The 14,638-nt window shown below is 67.5% G+C and carries 11 protein-coding genes and 1 tRNA gene; 4 read left to right on the top strand and 8 right to left on the bottom strand.

Features of this window, described 5'->3' with window-relative positions:
• Positions 1 to 38: 38 nt before the first annotated feature.
• Entirely contained in the window at positions 39 to 2,858 is a 2,820-nt protein-coding gene (locus AC13F7_RS05140; RefSeq protein ID WP_346471833.1) for a TonB-dependent receptor, read from the top strand.
• A gap of 126 nt (positions 2,859 to 2,984) precedes the next feature.
• On the opposite strand, the gene AC13F7_RS05135 is transcribed toward AC13F7_RS05140, so the two are convergent.
• From AC13F7_RS05135 to AC13F7_RS05100, 8 genes are all read right to left on the bottom strand, one after another.
• Positions 2,985 to 3,061, bottom strand: a tRNA-Asn gene (locus AC13F7_RS05135).
• A 57-nt stretch (positions 3,062 to 3,118) separates the two neighbouring features.
• The gene (gene rlmH / locus AC13F7_RS05130; RefSeq protein ID WP_259259584.1) at positions 3,119 to 3,589 is read right to left on the bottom strand and encodes a 23S rRNA (pseudouridine(1915)-N(3))-methyltransferase RlmH; all 471 of its coding nucleotides are present in this window, start codon (positions 3,587 to 3,589) and stop codon (positions 3,119 to 3,121) included.
• 84 nt (positions 3,590 to 3,673) lie between these two features.
• Positions 3,674 to 4,105, bottom strand: a complete 432-nt coding sequence (rsfS, locus tag AC13F7_RS05125; protein ID WP_481468815.1) for a ribosome silencing factor — start codon at positions 4,103 to 4,105, stop codon at positions 3,674 to 3,676.
• Between the two features lie 58 nt (positions 4,106 to 4,163).
• Entirely contained in the window at positions 4,164 to 4,829 is a 666-nt protein-coding gene (gene nadD, locus AC13F7_RS05120; RefSeq protein ID WP_482999443.1) for a nicotinate-nucleotide adenylyltransferase, read from the bottom strand.
• Between the two features lie 4 nt (positions 4,830 to 4,833).
• Positions 4,834 to 5,871, bottom strand: a complete 1,038-nt coding sequence (holA, locus tag AC13F7_RS05115; protein WP_481468819.1) for a DNA polymerase III subunit delta — start codon at positions 5,869 to 5,871, stop codon at positions 4,834 to 4,836.
• A gap of 31 nt (positions 5,872 to 5,902) precedes the next feature.
• Positions 5,903 to 6,538, bottom strand: a complete 636-nt coding sequence (locus AC13F7_RS05110; RefSeq protein ID WP_481468821.1) for an LPS-assembly lipoprotein LptE — start codon at positions 6,536 to 6,538, stop codon at positions 5,903 to 5,905.
• A 117-nt stretch (positions 6,539 to 6,655) separates the two neighbouring features.
• Positions 6,656 to 9,304 carry a leucine--tRNA ligase gene (gene leuS / locus AC13F7_RS05105; RefSeq protein ID WP_482999442.1) on the bottom strand — a complete coding sequence of 883 codons (2,649 nt, stop codon included), beginning with the start codon at positions 9,302 to 9,304 and terminating at the stop codon, positions 6,656 to 6,658.
• Between the two features lie 186 nt (positions 9,305 to 9,490).
• Positions 9,491 to 10,102, bottom strand: coding sequence for a DUF998 domain-containing protein (locus AC13F7_RS05100; RefSeq protein WP_482999441.1), 612 nt, complete (start codon positions 10,100 to 10,102; stop codon positions 9,491 to 9,493).
• Between the two features lie 126 nt (positions 10,103 to 10,228).
• Between AC13F7_RS05100 and trxA the strand changes: the two genes are divergently transcribed.
• The 3 genes from trxA (at position 10,229) to AC13F7_RS05085 (ending at position 14,592) form a co-directional block, all read left to right on the top strand.
• On the top strand, positions 10,229 to 11,092 hold the full coding sequence (trxA, locus tag AC13F7_RS05095; protein ID WP_482999440.1) for a thioredoxin: 864 nt from the start codon (positions 10,229 to 10,231) through the stop codon (positions 11,090 to 11,092).
• Positions 11,093 to 11,305: 213 nt separating this feature from the next.
• The gene (locus AC13F7_RS05090; protein ID WP_482999439.1) at positions 11,306 to 12,964 is read left to right on the top strand and encodes a FecR family protein; all 1,659 of its coding nucleotides are present in this window, start codon (positions 11,306 to 11,308) and stop codon (positions 12,962 to 12,964) included.
• Entirely contained in the window at positions 12,961 to 14,592 is a 1,632-nt protein-coding gene (locus AC13F7_RS05085; RefSeq protein WP_482999438.1) for a CHASE2 domain-containing protein, read from the top strand. Before AC13F7_RS05090 ends, AC13F7_RS05085 begins: the two co-directional genes overlap by 4 nt.
• The last annotated feature ends 46 nt before the right edge of the window (positions 14,593 to 14,638 follow it).

The raw sequence follows: 14,638 nt of genomic DNA, 5'->3' as shown, positions 1-14,638 counted from the left end.
TTATTGACATCTAGGTTTTCCCAGTCAGGAGAGATGCTGTGAAACACCCGATCCAACGCCGCGACGACAGCCGCCGCACCAGCCTGGCCACCTCCATTTCCACGATCCTGACCGGCGGCGCCCTGCTGCTGGTGGGTGCCATGGCGTCGTCCTCCGCGTTCGCGCAGGAGCAGGCGACCAACCTTGACCGGATCACCGTCACGGGATCGAACATCCCCCGCACCAATACCGAAACCCCCTCCCCCGTCCAGGTGGTCACCCGCCAGGAGATCGACCGTACCGGCAAGACCACCGTCGCCGAGTACCTGCAGACCCTGACCGCGGACGGCTCGGGCTCCATTCCCAAGACCTTCGGCAACGGCTTTGCCGGCGGTGGCGCAGGCATCTCGCTGCGCGGCCTGGGCGCCGGCTCCACGCTGGTGCTGTTGAACGGCCGCCGCATGGCGACCTACGGCCTGGCCGATGACGGCCAGAAGGTGTTCACCGATCTGAGCACCATTCCGCTGGATGCGGTCGAGCGCATTGAAGTCCTCAAGGACGGCGCTTCTGCGATCTACGGTTCGGACGCGATCGCCGGCGTGGTCAACATCATCCTGCGCAGCGACTTCAACGGCGCCATTCTGCGTGCCTCCTACGGCCTGTCTGGCGACAGCGACGGCGATGCCAAGAAGGCCACCCTGACCGCCGGCACCGGCGATCTGGCCACCGATGGCTGGAATGCGTTCTTCAGCCTGGACGTGGGCAAGACCGACGCGATCAAGATCAGCGACCGCAAGGATCGCAAGTGGATCGGCACCGGTGACATCCGTCGCTATGGCTACGGCAACAATGCGCAGTTCCTGGGTGGCGCGTTCCTCAATGGTGGCACGAGCGGTGGCGTGGGCCCCAACGGCTCGGTGTTCGACGACCGCGCCGTGACCGATGACAATCCCGCCTTCCTCGTTGCGCTGCCGGGGTGTGCTGGCCTGACCACCATCCCCGGACAGAACGATATCACCGCGCAGCAACAGGGCTGCCTCTGGGATCCCGCCCAGCTGTACCGTGACCTGACCCCGGAAGAGAAGTACGTCAACGTGTTCGGCCGCGCCAGCTTCGCCTTCGGCGAGGGCGGTGAAATCTATACCGAGATCGGCTACTCGAAGAAGGAAACCACCTTCAGCAACACGCCCTCCGGCGTGTCCGGTGGCTGGGGCTATCCCGAGGGTCCAGTCAACGCCAACAGCGGCCCCGGGGCCACTGTCCTCAGCCCGACCCATCCGGATAATCCCATCCCGGGCCAGGCCTCTCGCCTGCGCTACTCGGCCTGGGACGTGGGTCCGCGCGTGACCGAGAACACCAACGAGTTCAATCGCTTCCTGGTCGGGGTCAAGGGCAATTGGGGCGAGTGGAGCTACGACACCGCCTACCTGCATTCGGGCACCGACCTGGTCAACAAGCGCACCGGTTTCCTGAATTACGACGCGGTCCGTTGCGTGCTCGGCAACCCGGCCTGCCCGGCAGGTGTGTGGCGCATCGGCGACAACGCAGGCCTGAACTCGCAGGCGCTGTATGACTACATCTCGCCGGACATCAGTGCCCGCGCCAAGTCCAGCCTGGACATGTTCGACTTCACCGTCTCGCGCAGTCTGGCCGACCTGAAGGGCGGCCCGCTGGGCCTGGCACTGGGTACCGAATGGCGCAAGACCAGCAACAGCCTGACCCCGCAGACGTTCACCGACCAGGGCCAGATCATCGGCCTGGGCTACTCGGCCTACGACGGCACCCAGAATGTATATGCCGGGTATGTCGAACTGTCCGCCCCGGTGCTGGAACAGTTGGAGCTGTCCGGCGCGGTCCGCTACGACAAGTATGAAAGTGGTGAAGGCAAGGCAACGCCGAAGCTCGGTGTGAAGTGGACGCCGGCCGATTGGATCGCGGTCCGCGGCAGCTATGCCGAAGGCTTCCGTGCACCGAACCCGGCCGAGAACGGTGACGGTGGCCTGGCCGCCTTCTCCAATGCCCGCGACGCCCTTCGCTGCGACCTTCAGCCGAACGGGACCAACTGCAGTTCGCGACCGGTGGCGATCATCACCCGCCCCAATCCCGACCTGAAGCCGGAAGAATCCAAGAGTTACTCGTTCGGCGTGGTGCTGCAGCCCACCTCCAGCACCTCGATGACCGTCGATGCGTGGCAGATCAAACGCACCAATGAAATCGCGCAGGGCTCCACCGCCGACGCGATCGCAGCGGGCAACGTGCTGCGTGACAGCGATCTGATCAATGGCATTCCCGGTACCGGCACCATCCTGGCGGTCAACACCGCGTACATCAATGCCGCGTCGACCCGCGTGCGCGGTATCGATACCGACATCCGCCAGACCTTTGACATCGGTCCGGGCCAGCTGGAAATGGACCTGCAGTGGAGCCACGTGCTCAAGTTCGAGCGTACCGATTCGGATGTGACCGTCGACTATGCCGGCACGCATGGCAACTGCGACGTGACCAACTGCATCGGCACGCCGAAGGACCGCATCAACTTCGGCACCACCTGGAAGCAGGGCCCGTGGAGCGTGAGCGGCGTGGCCAACTACATCTCCAAGATGGAGAACACCGACTTCCGCGGTCCGGACGGCTCGTACCAGTTCTCCTATGCCGACGGCACGGACGTCACCAAGATTTCCTCGTTCACCACCTTCGACCTGTCCGGTCGCTGGAACATCACCGAGGCCTTCGAGTTGAACGCATCGGTGCAGAACCTGTTCGACCGCATCGCTCCGCTGGATCCGACCACCTACGGTGGCGTGAACTACAACCCGCTGCACTTCAGCGGCGCGATCGGCCGCTACTTCACCGTCGGTGCCAAGTACACCTTCGAATGAGGTAGCCGCACTTGGGGAACAAGGAGCCCGGGCAGTGCCCGGGCTTTTTGTTGGCCGGTCATGCGAAGCACGCGGATCGCGGACAAAAAAAAGCCTCGCATCGTTGCGAGGCTTTTTCTCAGATCTTGGCGCCCGAAGTTGGACTCGAACCAACGACCCCCTGATTAACAGTCAAGTGCTCTAACCGGCTGAGCTATTCGGGCGGGGTGCGCATTGTAGCCCGTTTTTCGCGAGATGTAACCCGTCTGGCGACAACTATTTCACGCGCGATGATACGGATGGTTGGCCAGCATCGCCGCGGCGCGGTACAACTGCTCGGCCACCACCAGACGCACCAGCATGTGCGGCAGCGTCAGCGGGCCGATCGACCATTTCTCGTCCGCCATGGCCGACACTTCCGCCGAATGGCCTTCGGGCCCGCCGATCAGGAAGGCGAGGTCCCTGCCCTGCCCGCGCCAATGTTCCAGACGCTGCGCCAGCTGCTCGGAGCTGAGCTGGCGCCCCGGCACATCGAGCGCGACCACGTAGGCATTCTTCGGCAGCGCAGCGATCACCCGCTTGCCCTCGTCATCGGTGGCGCGGCGCGCATCGCGGCCCTTGCCGCGCAGGCCGGGCTCGATCTCGACCAGCTCGAACGGCAGCCAGTGCGAGAGCCGCTTCTGGTACTCGGCAAACCCCTGCGCCACCCAGGACGGGGCGCGTTCGCCGGTGGCGATCAACTTGGCTTTCATCTCCATCCTCCGCGGACACCCTGCGTGGCGCCGCAAAAGACAACGGCGCCATCGGCGCCGTCGTCGTGACCGTACGTGCGGGAATTACCGCGCGTCGTAGTCGTCGTCCGTATCGTCGAGCAGTTCGATCGGCGGCTGGTCACCCACGGTCCACAGGCGCTCGAGCGCGTAGAATTCACGCACGCGCGGCAGCATCACGTGGACGATCACGTCGCCCAGGTCGACCAGCACCCATTCGGCTTCGCGTTCGCCTTCCACACCCAGCGGCATCACACCCAGCTTCTTGGCGAACTTCACCACTTCGTCGGCGATCGACTTCACGTGACGGCTGGAGGTGCCCGACGCGATCACCATGTAATCGGCAACGCTGGAGCGGCCGATGACGTCGATCTCAACGAGATCCTTGGCCTTCAGTTCTTCGGTCGCCCCGCGCACGCACTCGAGCAGCTGCAGAACGGAGGGCGCCGGATTCGGCAGTTGGACCTTGATGGTCTGGGGCTGGGCTTGGTTGCTCAAAGCGGGTCAACTCGATAAATGTGGGATCGATTATACGGGGCGGCGCGCCCGCGCGTATTCACCACGGTGTCGCCCCGTACAGGCGGTGATCCAGGATGTAGCCCGCCACTGGCCCGGGCAGCAGCGACTGCCAGGGGCCGCCCGCCGCGATCTGTGCGCGCACGGCGGTCGCCGATTCCTCGCGCAGCGGGGCCTGCAGGCGCAGCAGGCGGCCGGCCGGCGCGTTGAACAGCTCGCGCTCATGACTGGCCCAGCGCCCTTCCAGGGCTTGCGCCAGCACCGGGTCAAGGGTGTCGGCCAGGGGACTGCCCGGGCGGTCGGCGACGATGAAATGCGCCAGATCGAACAACGACGCCCACTGATGCCAACTGGGCAGGGCCAGCAGGCTGTCCGCTCCGATCAGCCAGGCGATCGGCTGGCGCGGGCCCAGCTCGGCACGCAGCTCGCGCAGGGTATCGACGGTATAGGACGGCACGCCCGGGGTGCGCTCGGCCCGGTCCAGCTCGCGGCGGTCCAGCAGCAGGCCGGGCTCGTCACCGATCGCCAGGGCGAGCATCGCCAAGCGCTGCGCGGCATCGGCGCCGGGGGCGGCACGGTGCGGAGGATCGGCGGCCGGCAGCAGGCGCACTGCGACCTGCAGCTGGTCGCGCGCAGCCAGAGCAATGGCCAGATGGCCCAGATGGACGGGATCGAAGGTCCCGCCGTAATAGATGCGCAGCCCCATGGGCTCAGGCCCGGGCGAGCAGGCGCACGGCGCGGGCTTCGGAGACGGCGATCAGCAGCCGTTCCAGCGCCAGCCAGGCATCGCCATCGGCGCGCCCCTTGGCGATGCGGTCCACCAGCCCCGCTTCGGCCACGAAACGCTCCCAGCGCTTGACCTCGGGGTGACGCTGCAGCGCGCGCTTGAACGGTGCCTGCCGCGACTCCCAGATGCCGCGGCTTTTCATTTCCGCGGCCAGGTTGCCGCCGCGCGCCTGTACCCGCGCCAGACCGGCCGTGGACAGCAGCTCGCGGATCACGATCGGGGTGAGCGCGGCCACCGCTTCACCCTCGGCACGCAGGCCGGCGACCATCCGCAGGACGGCGGCGGGCTGGCCGGAGAAGGTCGCTTCAACCAGGCGGAACACGTCATAGCGGGCGGCATCGGCCACCAGCGACTCCATCGTGTCCACGTCCAGCGTCTGGCCATCGGCCAGCAGGGCCAGCTTGTCGATTTCCTGCGCGGCGGCGAGCAGATTGCCCTCCACCCGCTCGGCCAGGCGCTGCACGGCCTGGGGATCGGCGCGCAGGCCCTTGCCACGCAGGCGGCGCTCGATCCATTCGGTGAGCTCATGCGGCTTGATCGCCCAGGCCACCGAGATCACCCCGGCGCGGCCGACCGCATCGGCCCACTTGGTCTGGTGGGCCTTGCTCCATTCGTTGCAGGTGATCAGCAGGATCACGTCCGGCGCCGGATTGGCACAGAACTGGCTGATCACCTCGGCCCCTTCCTTGCCCGGCTTGCCGCTGGGCAGGCGCAGCTCCATCAGACGTCGGGCACTGAACAGGCTGGGCGCGTTGAAGCTGGCGTCGAGCTGGTTCCAGTCGAAGTCACGGCCATCGGCATCGAAGACTTCGCGCTCGTTGACGCCATCGGCACGCGCCCGCGCACGCACCGCATCGGCGGCTTCGAGCACACGCAGGGTCTCAGGGCCGGCGATCAGGTAGACCGGGGCCAACGGCTGGCTCGCCGGTTGGCTGGCGAGCTGTTCGGGACGCAGTTCCATCCGGGCAGGCCGATCCGCAGGCGGACCGGGCTCAGCGCCCCTGCGGGACGACGGCGGGGACCGCCGGCGTCGGGGTCGTCGAGGTCGGGCTTGCCGGAGTTGCGGCCGGGATCTCAACCGGCGTTTCCACCGGCGTCGTACCCGGCTTGGCCGGCGCACGGCCGTGCTCCAGCTCGGCACGGACCACGCTGTCGATGCGGCGCATGATCGAGGCGGACATCTCGCGACGCAGTTCGTCGGCGAGGATTTCGCGCTCGGTGGTGGTACCGGTGGCGTCGGTCGGCGGCGACACGTAATCGCGCGAGAGTTCGATCACCTGCTGCGGCACCAGCTCGCTGCCATCTTCGCGACGGAAGATGAAGATCACCGCGTAGCGCAGGCTGTATTCCTGGGCACGGCCCTGGGCATCGATCGCGATGGGCAGGTCGCCCCAACGCTCGGACACCACCTGCAGCTGCGAGGCCGGACCGGTGCTGTCCGGATCGGCCAGCTGTGCCCCCGAGGACTGCAGACCACGACGCAGCAGCTTCACCAGCTCGCTGTAGGGCGCAGTGGACACTACCTGGACTGCGGCGGTGTCGGCCGGCAGCATCAGCTTGTTGCGCAGATGGAAACCGCACCCGGCAAGGGTCGCGGTCAGGACAAGGGCAAGCAGGAATCGGGTCATGGACACAGTCTGTAGGAGCCGGGCGGTCGCGGCAACAAGCAGTGATCGTGCCGGATGCCGCGTGAACAGGACTTGATACCGGACCGGGTGCACAGGCACCCGGTAGGCACGACAGGATCAGCCCTGCGGGGCCCCCACGATGTTCACGATCTTGCCGGGCACGATGATGATCTTGCGCACCACCAGCCCTTCCAGGAACTTGGCCGCGTTCGGCTCGGCCAGACCCAGCGCTTCGATCTGATCCCGCGGGGCATCGGCCGCGACATCGATGGTGCCACGCAGCTTGCCGTTGACCTGGACGGCCAGCGTCACTGCGTCGCGCACCAGCGCGGCCGGATCGGCTTCCGGGAACGCCTGGTCTTCCAGCAGTTCCTCGCCGTGGCCCAGCACCTGCCACAGCGCATGGCTGGCATGCGGGGTGATCGGATTGAGCAGCAGCACGGTGGCACGCAGCGCTTCCTGGCGCACCGCACGGCCCTGCTCGCTGACGTCATCGAACTTGGCCAGCGCGTTCATCAGTTCCATCACCGCCGCGATGGCGGTGTTGAAGCTGTGGCGGCGGCCGTAGTCGTCGCCGACCTTGCCGATGGTTTCGTGGGTCTTGCGGCGCAGCGCCTTCTGCTCGGCGTTGAGCGCGGCCACGTCCAGGGCCGGGGCGGCACCGTCGGCGGCATGCTTCTGCACCTGCGCCCACAAGCGACGCAGGAAGCGCGCCATGCCGTCCACGCCGGCTTCGTTCCACTCCAGCGACTGCTCCGGCGGCGCGGCGAACATCGAGAACAGGCGCACGGTATCGGCGCCGTACTTGCTCACCATCACCTGCGGGTCCACGCCGTTGTTCTTGGACTTGGACATCTTCTCGGTGCCACCGATCACCACCGGCTGGCCGTCGGCGATCAGGGTCGCTCCGACGATGCGGCCGCGCTCGTCACGCTGCACATCGACATCGGCCGGGTTGATCCAGTCCTTGGAGCCGTCCGGATTCGGGCGGTAGTAGGTCTCGGCGATCACCATGCCCTGGCACAGCAGGTTCTGCGCCGGCTCGTTGCTGTCCACCATGCGCGCATCACGCAGCAGCTTGTGGAAGAAACGGAAGTACATCAGGTGCAGGATCGCGTGCTCGATGCCGCCGATGTACTGATCGACCGGCAGCCAGTAGTTGCCGCGCTTGTCGACCGCGTCACGGGCACCGGGCGAGGTGTAGCGCGCGTAGTACCAGCTCGACTCCATGAAGGTATCGAAGGTGTCGGTCTCGCGCTCGGCTGCGCCGCCGCAGTCCGGGCAGGTGGTCTTGCGCCATTCCGGATCGGCCTTGATCGGCGAACCGGTGCCGACAAAGTTGACGTTCTCCGGCAGGATCACCGGCAGCTGCTCTTCCGGCACCGGCAAAGCGCCGCACTTGGGGCAGTAGATCACCGGGATCGGGCAGCCCCAGTAGCGCTGGCGGCTCACGCCCCAGTCGCGCAGTCGGTAGTTCACACGGCGCTGGCCCTGGGCCTTGCGCTCGAAGCGCTCGGCCAGCGCCTCGAAGGCGCCCTGGAAATCCAGCCCGTCGAACTCTTCGGAGTTGACCAGCTCGGTCTCGCGGGTCTTGTCGCCGTACCAGTCCTGCCAGCGGGTGGGGTCGTAGGCGCTCTCTTCCTTGCGCAGCGACTTCAACGCGATGACCTGGCGGATCGGCAGACCGTACTTGTTGGCGAATTCATTGTCGCGTTGATCGTGGCCCGGGACCGCCATCACCGCACCGGTGCCGTAGCCCATCAGCACGAAATTGGCGACCCATACCGGCACCTGGGCGCCGGTGACCGGATGGATGGCGCGCAGGCCGGTATCCATGCCGCGCTTTTCCTGGGTTTCCAGCTCGGCCTCGGAGACGCCGCCCTGCTTCATCTCGGCCAGCAGCGCGGCCAGCGCCGGGTTGGACTTGGCCGCGTGCTGGGCCAGCGGGTGTTCGCCGGCGATCGACACAAAGGTCACGCCCATCACGGTGTCCGGACGGGTGGTGAACACGCGCAGCGGATCCAGCGTGCTGCCGTCGGCATCACGCACGTCGAACTGGATCTCCAGCCCTTCCGAGCGGCCGATCCAGTTGCGCTGCATGGTCTTGACCGAATCGGGCCAGCCCGGCAGTTCGTCCAGGCCATCCAGCAGTTCCTGGGCGTAATCGGTGATGCGCAGGAACCACTGCGGGATCTCGCGTTTTTCCACCAGCGCGCCGGAACGCCAGCCGCGGCCGTCGATGACCTGTTCGTTGGCCAGCACGGTCTGATCGATCGGGTCCCAGTTCACCACCGCGTTGCGGCGGTAGGCCAGGCCCTTGCGCATCAGGCGGGTGAACATGCGCTGCTCGTGCACGTAGTACTCGGGCGTGCAGGTGGCGAACTCGCGCGACCAGTCGATCGCATAGCCCATGGCCTTGAACTGGCCACGCATGTGCTCGATGTTGGCGTAGGTCCACTTGGCCGGCGCGGTCTTGTTCTTGATCGCCGCATTTTCAGCGGGCAGGCCGAAGGCATCCCAGCCCATCGGCTGGAGCACGTTGTGGCCGGTCATCCGCTTGTAGCGGCTGATCACGTCACCGATCGTGTAGTTGCGCACGTGGCCCATGTGCAACGCACCGGACGGATACGGCAGCATCGAAAGGCAGTAGAACTTCGGCTTGTCCGAGGTCTCGGTGACCTCGAAGGCACGGGTGGCATCCCAGTACTGCTGGGCGGCGGATTCAACCTGCTGCGGATCGTAAACGTTGGGTTCGACGCTGGTCATAAAAACGCTAGTGCGGCGGCAAAGCGGCACAGGGTACCGCAGTGCGGCAAAGGGCTCCAATCGACGTTGCCCACCGCCTTGGCCAAACCCCTCATCTCATTGAATTGACAGGAGATTGGCGAAAAGCATCACTCCCTGACTTCGGTCCAGGCGCGTAGCCGGGCGCAGCAGAGGCCACGCCCGCGCTCAGGACCGCCGCGCGGCCGGGGCCAACGGCAGCACCGCCACCAGCCAGACCAGCCACACCCCGAACGCCACGCGCTGTGCCAGCGGGGCCGGCAGCAGTGCCTGCAGCGCGAACGCGGCCAGCAGCACGCCCACCCCGCACGCCAGATGCAGGCCGCCGACGGCACGCCAGGCCGATATGCGCAACGCACCAATGCCGGACATCACCGCACCCGGCACGAAGGCCAGCACCCAGACCATCCACGCACTGGCGTGGTACTGGCTGGCCGGATTGTCCAGATCGCTGGTATCCAACGGCAGCACCCCCATCGCGGTGAACCCGACGCCGGCCAGCATCAACAACTGCGCCCCCACCCGCATCGACCAGGGTGCCGTACGTGGCACCCGCAACAGCAGGCGCAGCGCGACCACGCTGGCAAGCAGGCCGGGCAGCGCGAAGCCGAGGAGGTTGAAGGCCAGCGCATGCGGCACGCCCATCGCACCCAGCAGCGCGACCGGGTGGCCGATCGGATCGAACAGCGGCAGCGCCGCGCCGAATCCAATCACCGCCCCGACGAACAACACGGCGGCGGCGATGCCCAGCGCACGTTCCCAACGATGGAGTCCCAGCATGTTGCACCCGGCGAGTTCACAAGGCCTGCATTGTGGCCGTTCCGGGCGGATTCCGCCCGCTGGGGTTGCGTCCGGCCGCGACCGGCACCATACACTTGCTCTCCAGTTTCCCGTTGATCTGAAACCATGAGCGATCTGCCCCACGTGTTTGACGCCACCACCGAGACCTTCGAGACCGAGGTGCTGCAGAAGTCCCTGCAGACCCCCGTGCTGGTCGATTTCTGGGCCACCTGGTGCGGCCCCTGCAAGACTCTGGGCCCGATGCTGGAAAAGCTGGCCGGCGAATATCACGGCGCGTTCGAGCTGGCCAAGGTCGATGTCGACAAGGAACAGCAGATCGCGGCCGCCTTCCAGATCCGCTCGGTGCCGACCGTGTTTCTGGTCAAGGGCGGGCAGATCGTGGATGGCTTCCCCGGCGCGGTGCCGGAGGGTCAACTGCGCGAGTTCCTGACCCAGCATGGCGTGGTCCCGCTGGAGGCGGTCCCGGACGAAGAAGAAGCCGTCGAGGCGCCGCCGCTGGACCCGCAGGCCCAGGTCGATGTGCTGCGCGCAGCCATCGCCGCCGAGCCGGACAGGGAAGAACTCAAACTCGATCTGGCCCTGGCGCTGCTGCAGACCGGCGCCACCGCCGAAGCCACCGCCCTGATCGATGCGCTGCCGGCCAATCTCTCCACCGATGACCGCGCCGTGCGCGCCCGCGCCCGCTTGGAATTCGCCAGCGCCCTGCAGGAAGCCCCGGCCGCCGAGGTGCTGGAAGCACGCATCGCGGCCAATGGCGATGACCTGCAGGCCCGCCATCTGCGTGGCGTGCAGTTGCTGCTGTCCGGACAGGACGCCGCCGCGCTGGAGCAGTTCCTGGACATGCTGCGCCGGGACCGCACCTACGACGAGGGTCGTCCGCGCAAACTACTGATCGATGCCTTCAAGGTGATCGAGGATGAAGACCTGGTCGGCCAGTACCGCCGCCGGATGGCCTCCTTGCTGTTCTGATGGATGCAGGCCAGCGCCGTCCGGGGCGCTGGCCTGACGAAGTCGCCTATCGGAATCGGCGACTTCGATGTGTGACGTGAATCACGTTCAGAAACCCTGCACAGCCGCCGGGCAATAATGCCGCCGCGGCACACTGGAGGTCGCGATCCATCGGGGAGGATGAGGTCTGGGCCATGCCGGCCCCGTGGCTGCGCCCCGCCTTGCAGGGCCGTAATGACCGTGAGAGTGACCCGTTTGCTTCGTTTCCCCCTGGCCGTACGCGCGATTGCGCTGGCGGTGCTGCTGCTGTCCGCCGCGCCGGTGCTCGCCCAGGACTGGACCTACCGGGTTCGCCCCGGCGACACGATCTGGGACCTCAGCGCCCGCTATCTGAAGCCATCCATCGCCTGGGAGCAGCTGCAGTCGCACAACGATATCGCCGATCCCTACCGCCTGCCGCCCGGCAGCCAGTTGCGCTTTCCCGTCGCCTGGCTGCAGGTCCAGCCTGCGCCGGCGCGGGTCCTTGCCGTGCGGGGAGCGGTACACAGCCAGACCGATGGCAAGCCCCGCCATGACGTCGCCGAAGGCGATCTGCTGCGGATCGGGCAGGAACTGGTCACCGGCGACGATGCCAGCGTCACGGTGGTCTTTGCCGATGATTCACGCCTGCAGCTGCGCGAGCGTTCGCGGCTGCGTTTCGACCAGCTCTCCCGTTATGGCCGCACCGGCATGGTCGATACCCGCCTGCGTCTGGAACAGGGCCGTGCCAGCAACCGCGTGACGCCGGCCAATGGCCCGGCCTCGCGCTACATCATTGATGCGCCCACCGCGACCAGCAGCGTGCGCGGCACCGTCTTCCGGGTCAGCGCCGGCCAGGCCGGTCGTGGCGCGGCCACTGAAGTACTGGAAGGCCGCGTGCAGGTCGGCAACCGTCGCGGCCAGCGCCTGGTCACCCACGGCCAAGCCACGCGCAGCCCGTCGCTGGATGCACGACCGGCCGAGCTGGAAGCGCTGCTGCCAGCCCCCGTGTTGGCGACCGATCCCCAGCGGTTGGCCACCCTGCCCGCCGCGCTGGCCTGGCAACCGGTGACGGGCGCGGTGGGTTACCGGGTCGAGGTGGTCCGCGCTGACCAACCCGAGGTGCTGCTGTTCGCACGCGACACCGACGCTACCGCGCTGACCCTGCCCGACCTGCCGCCGGGCGATCTGCGCCTGCTGGTGCGGGCGGTCAGTGCGGAGCACGTTGAAGGTCTGGATGCCGAACACGATTTCCAGGTGCGTGACCAGCCGCCCGCCCCACTGACCGTGCGCCCGCTGCATGGCCAGACGGTCAACAGCGCACGCCCGCGGTTTGAATGGACCCGGGTGGCCGACGCCGAGCGGACCGTGCTGCAGATCGCCCGCGACCCGCAGTTCCTCGATCCGCTGGTGGAGCAGGACACCCGCGCCACCCATCTGCGTCCTGGCCAGGACCTGGTGCCCGGCGCCTACGTCTGGCGCGTGGCCTCGGTGGATCGCAACGGCGACCGCGGGCGTTTCGGGCAGCCGCTGCCGCTGACCATCACCGATGAACCGGTCGATCCCGCGCTGCAGCCCCCCGAGGCGGCAAAAGGGCAGTTGACGCTGCGCTGGCAGGCCGGCGCACCGGGGCAGCGCTATCGCGTGCAGTTGGACCGTCGCGGTGACTTCGCCACCCCGCTGCTCGACCGCGAGCTCGATCAACCCGCGGTGACACTCAAGCGGCCCTGGCGCGGCACGCTGCACGTCCGCGTGCAGTACATCGACGAGGACGGCTACGCCGGTCCCTTCTCCCCGACACAGCAGATCGCCCTGCCCTGCCGCACCTGTTACGCCACAGGCGGCGGCGCTCTGCTGCTGTGGCTGCTGCTGTGAGACCGCTGCACCTACCCTGGCCGCAACGCATCGTGCTGGCAGCAGTGGTCGGTACATTGGCCGTGGCCGCCAGCCACTGGCAGTGGTTCTGGAAGCAGGACGAAGCGGTGTACGACGCCTACGTGGGCGGCTGGGAGTACACCCCCGATGCACGCCTGCTGATCGTGGCGATCGACGACAACAGCCTGCAGCAGCTCGGCCAGTGGCCGTGGCCACGGGGCACCCATGCGCGCCTGCTCGATCGGCTCACCGATGCCCGCGCCGAGCGCGTGGTGCTCGACCTGATGCTGTCCGAAGCCGACCGCCAGGACAGCACCCAGGATGCCGAGCTGGCCGCAGCGATCCGTCGCAATGGCCATGTCGTGCTGCCCGTGGTGGCCGCGCCGGCCAGCGGCCCGCGCATGGCCGAGGAACTGCTGCCCATCCCCTTGATTGCCGCCAACGCGGCGAGCCTGGGGCACAGCGATATCGAGGTCGACAGCGATGGCGTCGCGCGCGGCCTGTTCCTTACCGCGGGCATCGGCTCACCTCACTGGCCAGCACTCGGCCTCGCCCTGGCCAATCCGCCCAGCCCACTGCCCGGGCTGCGCGATGAGCGCCCCGGCCTGGAGTCGCCCTATCAGTGGCGGCGCGACCACTATGTCCGCGTGCGCTATGCCGGCCCGCCCGAACGCTTCCCGCAGCTGTCCTACGCGGATGTGCTCAACGGTGAGGTGGACCCGGCGCTGCTGCGTGGCCGCCTGGTCCTGGTCGGCATGACTGCCAGTGGGATGGCGCCGCCGCTGCTTACCCCGACCACGCGCGACCGCTGGATGAGCGGCAGCGAGTACCAGGCCAACGTGGCCTCCATGCTGCTGGGCGACAAGGCCATCGTGCCATTGGCGCCCCTCGCGCAGAGCGCGCTTACCGGAATACTGGTGGCGCTGTGCTGCCTGCTGCTGACGATGCCGCGGGCATGGCTGAGCGGCGTGCTCGCCCTGCCATCGACGCTGTTGGTGAGCTTCGTGCTGCTGCGCGCCGGCAACCTGTGGTTCGCCCCGGCCGCCGCCTTGGTCGGCATGCTGGCGGTGATCCTGGCGTGGGCGCTGTGGCGCGTCAGTGCCTGGCGGCGTCAGGCCAACAGCGACGCGCTCACCGGGCTGGGCAACCGGCTGCGTTTCGAGCAGACCCTGCAGGCCGAGCACGATGCCGGCCGGCGCACCGGGCGGCCATTGAGCCTGGTGCTGATCGATGTGGACCACTTCAAACGCCACAACGATGAGTTCGGCCATCAGGCCGGCGACAACGTGCTGCGCCGGATCGCGCAGGAAATCCGCGCGCATGCCCGTCGCCCACGTGACATGGCCGCGCGCTTCGGCGGCGACGAATTCGCGCTGATCCTGCCCGACACGACGCCGGAAGGCGCCATCCAGGTGGTGCAGGATCTGGTCGGGCGCGCGCAGGCGCTGGAGATTCCGGCCGGGCGGGGTTCGACCACGCATATCACCGTGACCGTCGGCGTGTTCACGCGCGTGCCGACCGCGAGCACCGAGCCGCGGCATTTCTTCGAAGGTGCCGATGCGGCGCTGTACCAGGCCAAGGCGGCCGGCCGGAATGGGTATGCGGTGGATGACGGTGGACTGGGCTGAGGCGCAACTCCATACGCATGCGAATGGTAGACTCGGATCTCCTCTC

Source organism: Stenotrophomonas sp. K-6 (genome assembly GCF_056861555.1).
The sequence above is the reverse complement of the archived record's forward strand: the minus strand, read 5'-3'. Positions and strand labels throughout refer to the sequence as shown.